Origin of the sequence: Flavobacterium sp., assembly GCF_043722275.1 — a bacterium.
GTDB lineage: Bacteria > Bacteroidota > Bacteroidia > Flavobacteriales > Flavobacteriaceae > Flavobacterium.
Genome location: NZ_JAYSPC010000134.1, coordinates 25,057 through 38,505 on the forward strand (window position 1 = coordinate 25,057; position 13,449 = coordinate 38,505).

7 protein-coding genes are annotated in these 13,449 nt (G+C 35.1%); 2 read left to right on the plus strand and 5 right to left on the minus strand.

The genetic code is table 11. From position 1 onward, the window contains the following. Nucleotides 1-92: 92 nt before the first annotated feature. From ACHZDT_RS16455 to ACHZDT_RS16470, 4 genes are all read right to left on the minus strand, one after another. Entirely contained in the window at nucleotides 93-1,163 is a 1,071-nt protein-coding gene (locus ACHZDT_RS16455; RefSeq protein WP_394775712.1) for a glycoside hydrolase family protein, read from the minus strand. A gap of 544 nt (nucleotides 1,164-1,707) precedes the next feature. Next, complete coding sequence (locus ACHZDT_RS16460; protein WP_394775713.1) at nucleotides 1,708-3,240, minus strand: sialate O-acetylesterase; 1,533 nt, start codon at nucleotides 3,238-3,240, stop codon at nucleotides 1,708-1,710. 301 nt (nucleotides 3,241-3,541) lie between these two features. Then, nucleotides 3,542-5,068 (minus strand): RagB/SusD family nutrient uptake outer membrane protein, encoded by a 1,527-nt coding sequence (locus ACHZDT_RS16465; RefSeq protein ID WP_394775715.1) that lies wholly within the window; start codon nucleotides 5,066-5,068, stop codon nucleotides 3,542-3,544. A gap of 6 nt (nucleotides 5,069-5,074) precedes the next feature. After that, on the minus strand, nucleotides 5,075-8,218 hold the full coding sequence (locus tag ACHZDT_RS16470; RefSeq protein WP_394775716.1) for a SusC/RagA family TonB-linked outer membrane protein: 3,144 nt from the start codon (nucleotides 8,216-8,218) through the stop codon (nucleotides 5,075-5,077). 590 nt (nucleotides 8,219-8,808) lie between these two features. On the opposite strand from ACHZDT_RS16470, the gene ACHZDT_RS16475 reads away from it, so the two are divergent. Beyond that, on the plus strand, nucleotides 8,809-11,607 hold the full coding sequence (locus tag ACHZDT_RS16475) for a glycosyl hydrolase (protein ID WP_394775717.1): 2,799 nt from the start codon (nucleotides 8,809-8,811) through the stop codon (nucleotides 11,605-11,607). 23 nt (nucleotides 11,608-11,630) lie between these two features. Then, complete coding sequence (locus ACHZDT_RS16480) at nucleotides 11,631-12,752, plus strand: glycoside hydrolase family 88 protein (RefSeq protein WP_394775718.1); 1,122 nt, start codon at nucleotides 11,631-11,633, stop codon at nucleotides 12,750-12,752. 85 nt (nucleotides 12,753-12,837) lie between these two features. Here the strand turns inward: ACHZDT_RS16480 and ACHZDT_RS16485 are convergent, their stop codons facing one another. Next, nucleotides 12,838-13,284, minus strand: a complete 447-nt coding sequence (locus ACHZDT_RS16485; protein ID WP_394775719.1) for a hypothetical protein — start codon at nucleotides 13,282-13,284, stop codon at nucleotides 12,838-12,840. Nucleotides 13,285-13,449: the final 165 nt, after the last annotated feature.

The window sequence follows — 13,449 nt, forward strand, 5'->3', positions numbered from 1 at the left end:
GTTTGAATTTACATAGCTTTGCCCCCTTTGTTGCTTTGTTGCTTTGTTCCTTTGAACCTCTGCACCTTTGTCCCTCTGAACCTTTACACCTTTTAAACTATTTTAAAAATAAATGCCGAAGCTGTTTCATATTTTCCACCTTGCGAAGCGGTGAATAAATAGGTCGGTTTTCCGTTTTGAAACAATAATTGCGGACGTTCGACTCGTCCGTATCTGTTTAAATGTTTTGGTGCTTCGGGTTGATTAATGTATTTATTTAAGGGCTGATAGGCAATTTGAGGATTACTCCAATGTTTGCCGTCGTCAGAATCCATATACAAGCCATAATCGATCCCGAAAACGCCCATATCTCTCGCCAACATTTTGAATTTCTTGTTTTCGTACCATACAAAAGCGTCTTCACATTGTTTGTTATCTCCTAGTTTTGAGAAATCAATTACGGGATTATGCTCGTATTTTTCATAAGGTCCGTGGAGTGATTTTGCGATTGCTAATCCGTATTTTCTATTGCCTTTTACGGGAAATTTTGGATGTTCATAATTTTCTGTATCCAATGATTTATAGTAAAGCCAATATTCGCCGTTTGGATGTTTTAAAAACGACGGATTTGTGGTTAAAAGATCATCCCATGAACCTTCTTTTCCGGGCAATAATAAGGGTTGGTCCGGTCTTTCCCACGGTCCGTAAAGTGTATCTGAAGTCGCTAAACCAATTCGTTTTGTATTCATTTTTCCGTTTGAATTTCCCATAAAAAATAGGGCGTATTTTCCATCTACAAAATGAATACTGGGATTATGGCAGGTTGTTGCATCCCAAAAACCTTCACCTCTGGGTGCTAAAATTGTGCTGATATATTCAAACGGTCCTTCGGGATTATTAGCGACGGCGTGGGCAATCTCTGAACTGTTGATCCATCCGCTCATTCCTTTTGCTTTTAGCCATCTTGAAAAAAACACGTGAATTTTTCCGTCGGGACCTTCTATTGGGCTGTTGCACCAAACATAATAATCTTCAAATTCTAATGCACGTCCAACTGGTCGAAGTCTTTTTTCGAAATCAGATAACTTGGGATCATCCATAAAGATATTTCCCTTAACGGAAAAAGGAAGACACAACGCCAGAGCTGCAAGTGAATTTCCGATTATAAATTGTCTTCTGTTCATTTTATTGTACTTAATTTTCTTAAAGTTTTAGCATGCTTTTTTTTGCCTCTGATTAGAAAGATTAAAAAAGATTAAAATAAAAATCTGCTCAATCTGCCAAATCTGCGTGAAAATATTTTTAACGCATAGAAACATAGATTTTCTTTATCAAAATCGTCAATCTTTGACTCCCGAGTGTGATTTCTCCTTCGTCGAAACGACAAGATTGTGTAAAACTCTGCGTGAAAATATTTTCAACACATAGTCCCGATAGCTATCGGGACATAGATTTTTTTCTATGTGTAAAAAGAATATTAATAAGAAACTATTTTCTTTAACATAGCTTGCGCTTTTTTGCCACCGATTAAAAGGATTAAAAAGATTAAATTAAAATCTGCTTAATCTGCGTGAAAAAATATTTTCAACACATAGAGACTCATCAAGTAACTCCGCAATCAACATCGCCAATCTTTGTCGAATTCCGCTTGGGATTCTCCTTCGTCGAATGACAAGATTGTGTATAAACTCTGCGTGAAAAAAAAATAAATCGCAACGTATTTAAAACTTATTTTTTCTCCGGATTCGCGACCCAATCATCTGTTCTAAAAGGCGAAGCCGGTAAATTATCGTTGTTAAATAAATTAGGTTCGGGAACGGCTTTCCATGCAAACCGAACCGCAACTGGTTCTTTTACTTTTGACGAAGAAACTATAATTGTTTTCCCATCAATTTTGGCTTCGGCGGGATAGAATATCTGGTCGTTTCCTGCAATTTCAAATTCTTTTAGTGTTTCTCCTTTTTTCTGAAAACCTGAATCGGCGTAATCAAAAAACAATTGTGCTTTTTGTTTTTTGACTTTCATATGATTAAAAATGGGTCCTGAATACACGAGTTTATTTTCTCCGTAGGTTTTAGCGCGGGCAATTAAAGATAATCTGTAACCTACGGTTTGTTTCTCAATTGGGTGAATGTTTTGCGCATCACCAACATCTGTTGTTACGACCATTCCGCTGTTTGGGATTGTTTTTAGTGACATTAATTGTGCTTCCCGAATGTCTGGATTTTGTCCTTTATTAGGCGTAATCTGAACGTAGTAAAAAGGAAAATCGCCTTGCTTCCATTCTTGTCTCCAGCTTTTTACCATTGCGGGAAATAATGTTCTGTATAAAAAGGCTTTTCCTGAATTGCTTTCGCCCTGATACCAGATTACGCCTTTTATGGTGTAATTTACTATTGGGTGCAACATAGCGTTGTACAAAACACAGGATGTTTTATTGGGTTCTTTTTTGGGCTTTTTTAATTGTCCTTTTGGCGCATTTTCGGCACTTGCAATTCGTTCGTTTGTGAGGTTTAGATAATATGCTTCTAATTTTTCCTGATGTAATTTTTCGTTTTTTGCATCTTCTTGTAAAATCGGTAAAAAGGCAACATCTTCTTCTAAAATGCTTTGTGCTGTCCACGCTTCTGCTTTTGTTCCTCCCCATGACGTTGATATTAATCCGATTGGGACGTTTAATTTCTGATATAAATCTCTACCGAAGAAATAAGCAACGGCAGAAAATGTCTGAATACTTTCGGGCGTGCATACTTTCCAGTTTCCGGTAACATCTTCCAGCGGACTTTGTGATGCATTTAGGGCAACTGTAAATAATCTGATATTGGGGAAAGAGGCATTTTTGACTTCTTCTTCGTAATTTTTTACTCCGGTTTTCCATGTTTTATCTTCTCTTCCCACAGGAAAAAACATATTCGACTGACCGGAACAAAGCCAAACTTCACCAATTAAGATATTTCTTAAGGTGATATTGTTTGAAGCATTTATTGAAATTTCATATGCTTTATCACTTCCGTTTGGCGTGTTTACGGCTGTTTTCCAGTTTCCATTAACATCAGCAATAACTTCAACGGGAATGTTTTCCCATCCTAAATTAATGGTTATTTTTTCGTTTGGAGATGCCCATCCCCATAAATTCACTTTTGCATTTTGCTGTAAAACCATATTATCAGCGACTAATGCGGGCAATTTTATTTGTGCAGCTATGGAAGTTATTCTTCCTAAAACAAATAAAAATAAAAGAAGTCTTTTTAAGTATATCATTTGGAATATTTTTAAATACTAAAACCCGGTTGGGTGCAATTTTTAACACATAGAAATATAGATTTTTTAGCTAAAAAAAGGCGTTTCACTTATTTAAAATGCGCAAAGCCAGTTCTCTGTTTTCTATGTGTTTAATTGAACTTTTTTTAAATAAAGACAACGGTTACTAAAACTTTAAATTTAAAAAAGTTAAACGGTAAAAGCATCCTGTGCTTTCCTGTTTATTCTGAATTTGAAAAACTACAAAAAGCTGTCTGAAAAGACAGCTTCTTCTAAAAACAAAAAATAAAATTACCAATAATTAATCGTAACCCGGATTTTGATCGTAAAGTCCGGGAACGGCTAAAATTTCTGATAGCGGAATTGGATATAACAATGAATTATTTTCAATTGCTCTTATTTTTCCTCCTGTATCTTCCGCAGCTTTCCATGCATTCATGATGGTTACGGCTTTTCCTGATCTAATTAAATCAAACCATCTTGTTCCTTCTGAGAAAAATTCTTTTCTTCTTTCTTCAAATAATTGATCTAAGTTTATGTTTGCAGCATTTGCCGGAACTCCTGCTCTCGTTCTTACTTTGTTTACAATATCATCAACTTCGGCTTGTGAACCTCCGCCACCGTGAAGTGTGCATTCGGCCATCATCATTAATACATCTGTGTAGCGTGTTACCATAAAATCTACTCCCCAGTCTTCACGACCGTTTCCGTATCTTGTGGCATCTATGTATTTTTTGAAAACCGGTAATGTATAACTTCCTTTATATGTTCCTGTTGCCACTGTATAACTTGTCGCAATTCCGAATATTTTTCTTTTATCAGTTGCAGCAAATAAGCTTAAAAATCCCGTCGAAATTGGTTTTGCTTCTAAGGCTCCTTGTGCTGATAAATTTACGGATGCAAAATAGGGTTCGTAACCCAATTCTACCATAAAATTTCCTCCAACTGCTAATGGTAAACTTTGTGTGTATGGAATAGTTAGTACATTTTCAAGGTTTGCATTTCCTTCGACTTTGAAAATGGCATCATAATCTGTTCCAAATTTATATAATCCGCTTAGTTTGATATCGTTTAATTGTTGGTACGCTTTGTCCCATTCGTTTAAACCAAGAGTTGCGCCGTCGATTCCGTAAGTTGGGCTTGAACGTGTCATGTAAACCAAACCTAATAATGCTTTTGCTCCGTATTTAGAAACTCGTCCGTAATTTGCTGTATCATAGAATGACGCAAGATTGGGAATTGCCTGTTCCAGGTCTGAAATTATCAATTTATAAACATCAACAACGGGAGTTCTTGGTATTTTTGCGGCTTCGGTTGCTGTCATTGTTTTATCAATTAACGGAACTCTGCCAAACCATCTTACTAAATCAAAGTAACAAAATGCTCTTAAAAAATGTGCTTCGGCTGCGATTGCATCTTTTTCAGCAGGATTGGTAAAAATCTGATCTCCTTTTTCGGCTATTTTCTCCAGTAATTGATTGGCTTTATTAATGGCATTATAATTACTGATATAAGCTTCTTTTACAAATGTATTAGAACTTATATTGGTGTAAAAACTATTAATTCCTTCCCAATCTCTTGAAGCTTCTGTTGTTGCGAGCAAATTATCTGATCGTACTTCGCTTAAATTCAACACTCTGTTTGCATATCCGTAAGTTCCCATTCCGTGAAAAGCTACTGAATATGTTGCATTTCGAGCCTGAACAAAATCTCCCGGTGTCGCATAGAAATTTTCAATTGTTCCTTGTGACAAAGGCAATTGTTCTAACTCATCATTGCAAGATGTAAATGCAAATAGTACTGCGAGTAAATAAATATATTTTTTCATTTTATTTTAATTAAAATTAATGTTAAGTCCTATCACTAAAGATTTTGCAAGAGGTGCTCCTCCATAATCTACCGGCACAGAAAAATCGCTGTTTGAACTTGCTGATGTATTTACTGCTTCGGGATTAAAACCTACTTTATATTTGTTCCAGTAAAACCAGTTTTCACCCGTTACATACAATCTCATATTGTCAATTCGGCTTAAGCCTTTAATCGCTTGTCTTAGATTATATCCTATTGTAATATTTCTGATACTTACATAATCTGATTTGTACAACCAATCTGAATTTGCCTGATATCCAAATGATGTTCTCCAGTTTCCTCTTACGGCTGGATCTACATTTAGAGAATTTTCTACAGATCCCATTCCGGTACGGTCAATTGCTCTACCGGTTAATCCGTAAACAGTTCCGCCATTTTGTCCCTGAACTAATACATTCAAATCAATGTCTTTGTATTTGAAAGTGTTAGTGATTCCCCACGTATATTTTGGAGTTGGATTACCCAAATCAACACGATCGTCTGAGTTTATTTTTTTATCGCCGTTTTGATCGATATATCTCGGATCTCCTAAAACCAGTTTATTTCCTCCTATTGTTGTTCCGCCCGTATCAATATCTGCCTGGCTAACTACGCCATTTTGTTTTAATCCAAAGATGGTATACATTGGTTTTCCAACTTCTAATTTTACAAAAGGAACCCCTCCGTCATACGCATTGCTGATTTCAATTTTTGACTGATCTGGTCCTAATGCCAAAACTTTGTTTTCGTTATGACTGATATTTGCTGATGTTCTCCATTCAAAACTTGGTGTTTTAACATTTAAAGAACTCAATTCAAATTCCCATCCCTGATTTTGTACTTCTCCCACATTCGTCAAATAACTTGTAAATCCGGTTGCGCCTACAATTGGAACTCTTAAAAGTAATTCACTATTGTTTTTTCTGTACACTTCAAATGTTCCTGAAAGTCGGTTTTTGATGATTCCAAAATCCAAACCTAAATCAACACTTCGTGATTCTTCCCAGTGTAATGATGGATTTGCAATTGATGATGCGCCTTGCCCAATTGCTGCTGCTCCGCCAATAGAATAATTGTAAGTGGCAAGTGTTGCGTAAGATGCATAACTGCCAATATTGTTGCTTCCGTTAAGTCCGCCGCTTGCTCTTAATTTTAATTCAGTAAGCCAGTCGACATTTTTCAGGAATTCTTCTTGTTTAATTCTCCATCCTAATGAAACTGACGGGAAAACTCCCCATTGTTTATCAGATCCAAATTTTGAAGAACCATCACGTCTCACACTTGCAGATAGTATGTATTTTTCTTTGTAATTATATTGTAATCTGGCAAAATATGAAAGTAAAGTACTTTTTTCAGCATTTGTAGAACCAAGTGATCCTGTTGGCAATGTTTCAACTGTTGAACTGTTGTAAAGTGCGCCCGAAGACAAGGTTGATCTCATGATTTCATACGAACTGAAAGACTGTCCTAAAAGCACATTGATATTATGATTTCCGAATGATTTGTCCCAGTTCAGCGTATTTTCGTTTACTAAATTTTGTCTTCTGTACGTATTATATGCTCCTCTAATACTTGCCTGAACATCGTTTGGCGTATAACTTTCGTTTGTATTGTCTGAGTTATCAAAGTTTAAAGTACTTTTCCATGTAAATCCTGTAGCAAACTGATAACTGGCATATGTCGAAATCAAAGTTCTGTACATCGAGTTTTTTCCTGTTCTTGCCAATGCATTCAACATGTTTGTTGTGCTGCTTCCCCACGCATATCTTGTGGTATATTTTTCTCCGGCTGCATTTGATGCGCTTTCAAAAACCGGTGTTGCCGTAAGAGCTTTGAACAAAGTATTGTCTTTTCCTTCAACTCCCGGATCATTTTTAATCGAATAGGAAGGCGCGATATTGATTCCCATTTTAAAGCTTTCTGATAATTTTACATCAACATTTGCTCTTGCCGAAAACAAAGTATAATCGGTTCCAATTATGTATCCTGTATTTTTTTGATAATTAGCAGATACGTAATAATTCACGACATCTGTAGCTCCTGAAGCTGATAATTGATAATTATTAAATTCTCCTGTACGGAAAACTTTATCCTGCCAGTCAATATAATCTAATCCCGGATGTCCTGGCATATCCCATCTATCATCATACAAATAAGTGTAATATCTGGTATTTGCGGTATTAAGCGGTGCGGTTGGATTTTTTGTATTATAAGCGGCAATTCTTTGAGCAGTATTTTGACTTGCCGATGCTCCTGCAATTCCAGATCCTACCCATTGTGAATCGATCATGGTTTTTGCTCTGTCAATCCATCCTTGTGATGATAACATATCGACTCTGTTGGCTTCTTTATTAACACCACCGTAGGTATTAAAAGTAAATTTTGGTTTTCCTTTTTTTCCTTTTTTGGTGGTAATTAAAACTACTCCGTTTGAGGCTCTTGATCCATAAATTGAAGCTGCTGCTGCATCTTTCAAAACTTCAATCGAAGCAACATCATTTGGGTTCATATTGTCTAATGGGCTTCCGCTTGAAAATGCTCCGTTGCTGTTTGATCCTTCGGTATAAATAGGGAATCCATCAACAACATAAAGTGGTTCATTTCCTGCCGTAATCGATCCCGCTCCTCTTATTTCGATACTAAAAGGCTGTCCCGGTAATCCTGTAGTTTGTTTTACACGAACTCCGGCAACTTGCCCAATTAAACCCTGATCGATTCTTGAAATAGGTCTTTCGGTAAAATTTTCTGTTTTAATTCCGGAAATTGCGCCCGTGGTTAATTTTTTCTTCTGAGTTCCGTAACCAATTACGACAACTTCATTTAAGTTGGCACTTTCGGAATCTAAAGAAACATTATAAGAGTTTGCAGCACCTATTTTTATTTCTTTTTTTATAAATCCTACGAATGAAAATACAAGTGTTTCTCCTTCAGAAGCTTTGATTGTAAATTTTCCGTCAAAATCTGTACTGGCTCCTCTATTAGTTCCTTTAACAATTACGTTGACTCCCGGTATAGAGAGTTTCGCCGGATCAGTAACTGTTCCTGTAACCGTTTTTTCTTGTGCATAACCTGCTGCATTCAGTAATGCAAAAAAGGCCATAATCAGCAGAAGATTAAGTTTGTTTTTCATAAAAGTTAAATTTTGGTTAGTTTAATAGTTATTCCAAATTTATCCAGAAGTAGTTGTCACAGTATCCTGTAGTATCCTGTTAGATTTCAATAGCTTATACTATTTTTTACATTTATTTTAACATAAAATCCGCACAACTGCTTGATTTACAAACCCTAAATCATTGCGAAAACAGTAAATATCATATTGGAAAAATTAGTAAAATATTTTTTAGTATTTCTTATATATTTATATAAAAATATATGAATTAATAAGTAATAACGCATATTTGATAATTATTTTATTTTTAATATAGTTTATAAAACAGGATGCTACAGGATAGCATTTTAAAGGACTACTTATACTTTTACTCTATCGAAAGAAAACTTGTGTGCTTTTTTCAACACATAGTACCGAAGCTTCGGGATAGATTTATAATCTTGAAAAAGGCGTTTCACTTGTAATTAATTATACATAATTTGGTATCTGGAAGAAATGAGTTTCTATCCTGTTTTTTCCATCTAAATCTGTTTTTATGTGTTAGTTTTTTTGAGATAAATAAAATGCAAGAAGTGATTAATTAGTAACAACTAAAACCTGTGAATACTATAATGAAACAAACTAAATTGATCTTTTTTATTTCCTTATTTTTTTCTTGTGCTTTTAGTTCATTTGCACAAGAGGCGATTTCTCCGTGGCCAAAATCTACTAATATCAATCAACCCTGGACGCGCTGGTGGTGGATGGGAAGCGCTGTTGACAAACCCAACCTTAAAAAAAGCCTGATCGATTTTCATAGAGCCGGAATTGGCGGTGTTGAAATTACGCCAATTTACGGGGTGAAAGGCGAAGAGAATAATTTTATCGATTATTTGTCGCCAAAATGGATGGAAATGCTGGATTATACAATTCATGTTGCTGACAGTTTAAACATGCAGGTCGATATGGTTTTAGGAACCGGCTGGCCTTACGGTGGTTCTCATGTTACGCTACAAAACGCCGCTACAAAACTGATTGTAGAAAAATATTCGCTTAAAAAAAATGAAACAATCAATAGAAATATTGTTCTTGACAGCACTAAGGAAAAAACTCCGGCTGAACTTTTATACGTTGTAGGGTATGGAAGCGATGGCTCCTATGTGAATTTGACAGATCAATTAAAAAAAAATAAGATAAATTCTAAGGATAAAGGAATTGAAGGAAATCACGTTGCATTACCCAATATAACCGAACCCAATAAACTGAACTGGAAAGCCAATAAAACCAATTATACGATTTATGCGGTGTTTAGCGGAAAAACGGGTCAACAGGTAAAACGTGCTGCTCCCGGAGGAAAAGGATATACATTAGATCATTATTCTCAGGAAGCCTTAAATGCTTATGTAGTTCCTTTTAATACTGCTTTTAAAGGTCGTGAAGGTAAAATTCGGGCTATTTTTAATGATAGTTTTGAGGTTTACGGAACTGATTTTACGCCTGATTTTTTTGAGGAATTCAACACTTTACGAGGTTATGACCTTAAAAAAGAATTACCGCTTTTACTGAATGAAACCGATAATGAAATTGGTAACAGAATTCGAAGTGATTACCGGGAAACCATCGCCGATTTACTTTTGAATCAATTTGATAAATCGTGGACAAAATGGGCAAATTCTAAAAACTTTAAAACGAAACTTCAGGCGCATGGATCGCCGGGAAACCTGATCGATTTGTACGCTTCTGCGGATATTCCTGAATGCGAAACTTTTGGTTCAATGCCATTTGATATTCCGGGTTTCAGACGAGAGAAAGAGGACATTCGCGAAGGTGACGCTGATCCTGTAATGCTGAAATTCTCGTCGTCTGCGGCACATATTTCAGGAAAAAATCTGGTTTCATCTGAGACTTTTACATGGTTAAGGGAACATTTTAAAACGGCATTATCACAATGCAAACCTGAGGTTGAGGATTTGATGTTAAACGGTGTCAATCACGTTTTTTTACATGGTTCTACTTATTCGCCAACAAGGGCTGCATGGCCTGGATGGCAATTTTATGCGGCAGTAAATTTCAATACCAATAATAGTATTTGGGAAGACGCTCCTGCCCTTTTCTCTTATATTGCCAATTGCCAGTCGTTGTTACAACAAGGTAAATCTGATAATGAAATCCTGCTTTATTGGCCTGTTTATGATACATGGGATAAATATTTAAAAGGGAATTTGTTTGTACAGTTCAAAATACATTCTCTATCAGAATGGCTGTACGGAACCTCATTTTATGATACAACCAAAAGTTTAATGAATAAAGGATATGGCGTAGATTTTATATCGGATAATTTTATTGCCGAAGCAAAAGTCGTAAACGGAAAAATTATTTTGCCCGGCGGTAGTTTTAAATCGCTGATAATTCCGTATTGTAAAAAAATGCCACTTGCTACTTTGCAAAAATTAATCGAGTTGCAAAAAGCTGGCGGTTCCATTATTTTTCAAGGTTTACCGGAATCTGTTCCGGGTTATTATGACTATAAAAAACAGGAACAAAAACTTCAATCGATATTAGCACAAAATAAAGATTTAGTTAAACCATCCTCTGATATTTTCAAAGCTCTGGAAAATGCTCAAATATTTCCTGAAACTCTTGTTTCGACAGGTTTAAAATTTACCCGAAGAACTATTGACGGCGAAAAAATATATTATCTGGTGAATCATACTCCTAAAACAATCGATGCATTTGTTCCGTTGCAAATTGGCAATAAAGAAGTCGTGATTTTTGATCCGTTAACCAGAGAATTCGGGAATGCAATTGTGACTAAAAATGCTAATACAACATCAGTTAAACTGAAAATTGAACCGGGACAATCTTACTTTCTAAAAACTGAAAATTTTGCTTCACAAAAAAATTGGAAGTATTACGAACCTCTTGCTGAAGCTATTCCTTTAAAAGGAAAATGGAATATCACTTTTGATAAAGGCGGTCCGGAATTACCAAAAAGTGCGACAACTTCTACCTTGGAATCATGGACAAATTTAAGTCCTGAAGCAGCCGCTTTTTCAGGAACTGCGACTTATACGTTAGAATTTGAGAAACCAAATGCGACAACAGAACATTGGAATCTGAATCTGGGAGATGTCCGCGAAAGCGCAAAAGTCTGGCTGAATGATGAGTTTATTGGTACAACGTGGTCAGTTCCTTATCAATTAAACATTGGAAAACTAAAATCAGGAAAGAATATCTTAAAAATTCAGGTGACAAATCTTTCGGCAAACAGAATTCGGGACAAGGAATTAAAAGGCGAAGAATGGAAGATTTTTTATGAAATAAATATGGTCGATAAAGATTATAAAAAATTCGACGCCACAAAATGGAATCTTACTCCGTCAGGTTTATTGGGTCCTGTTACGCTCACGCCATTAAAACAACAAAACTAACTACCAACCAACGAATATTAAAAATGAAGAAATTGCTTTTATTTTTCGCTATCTGTCTTTCATATACTTACTCAAATGCACAACAAGCATTTGACAGGAAATTAGTGCTGAAACAAATGATTCTTGCTAATGATTATTTCATGCAAAAATGGCCCGAAACCGGCAAAACAATTATTACGAACAAAGAACGTCCCAGTAATATCTGGACACGTGGGGTTTATTATGAAGGGTTAATGGCTTTGCATGAAATTTTCCCTAAAGATGTTTATTATGATTATGCTTATTCGTGGTCAGAATTTCATAAATGGAGTTTCAATAGCAGCAACACGACCAGGAATGCTGATAATTATTGTGCTGCGCAAACTTATATTGACTTATACAATTTAGAGCCCGATCCTAAAAAATTAAAAAATACAAAAGCGAATATCAATATGCTTTTAAACACATCACAACTTGATGATTGGTCATGGATTGACGCGATACAAATGGGAATGCCTGTTTTTGCAAAGTTGGGTGTTTTAGAAAATGACAATCGCTATTTCGAGAAAATGTATCAAATGTATATGTATTCCAGAAATAATCATGGCGATCACGGACTTTTTAATCCTAAAGATGGTTTATGGTGGCGTGATGCGGATTTTGATCCGCCGTATAAGGAACCAAATGGCGAGGATTGTTATTGGAGCCGTGGCAATGGCTGGGTAATTGCTGCTCTGGCAAAAGTGTTGGCGATTATTCCTGAAAATGCGCCTCACAGAGCTCAATATATAAAAGATTTAAAAGCTATGGCGGCAGCTTTATTGCCCATTCAAAGAGCTGATGGTTTCTGGAATGTGAGTTTGCATGATCCAACCAATTTTGGCGAAAAAGAAACTTCAGGAACTGCTTTATTTATTTACGGAATGGCGTACGGAATCAACAGCGGAATTTTGAAAAAAGAAACGTATTTACCTGTAATTCAAAAAGCATGGAATGCGATAACCACAGAGAGTTTACATAACAATGGATTTTTAGGTTACATGCAATCAACAGGAAAAGAACCTAAAGATGGTCAGCCATTATTATATGATAAAATACCTGATTTTGAAGATTACGGATTAGGCTGCTTTTTACTGGCTGGTTCTGAAATTTATAAAATTAAATAAAAACTAATTTATTGCTGTAAAATAATAAAAGGTAACATACACGACCACAGTGTATGCTACCTTTTTTTTATAAGTATATTTCAACTTACATCATAGAAAATATAGCCTTATAAAAATTGTTATATTTAGCTGATATTTTTGAAGTTGGAAACCTTATTACCGGCGTTTCATTTACAAAACTGCATTTCCAATTAAAATATAACTTTAATTCCTTAATCATCTCTATTCTTGTTTGATTACAATCTAATAAATTTAAATTTTTAGTTTCTTCTAAAAAAAACAAACTATCGTATAATTGTTTATTAAATAAGCATACTAAAACATTTGCTCCTTTATTATCTAATGCTAAGAACTCCATTAATTCAAACTTATCATAAATAACAAATATAGAACGATCAAATTCTTGTGATTCATTTTCATTTTCATATAAAAAGGAGCGTTCATGAAAATCAAATTCTTCTTTGAAATTTCTTTTAAACATTTTTAAAAAAGATCCTTTATTATCCTGCACCAAAATTCTTTCTTTTACCATTTTTAAATTTCTTTACAAGTCTTTAGAAATTAGCTAATTATTGTAAAATCATCTTTACGGGACGATCTACATTCACCAAAAAATCCAATACTTTAATAAGATTACAAAGGTAAATGAGCTACAATCATATGATATAACACTAAAAGTCATATTATGATCAAATTA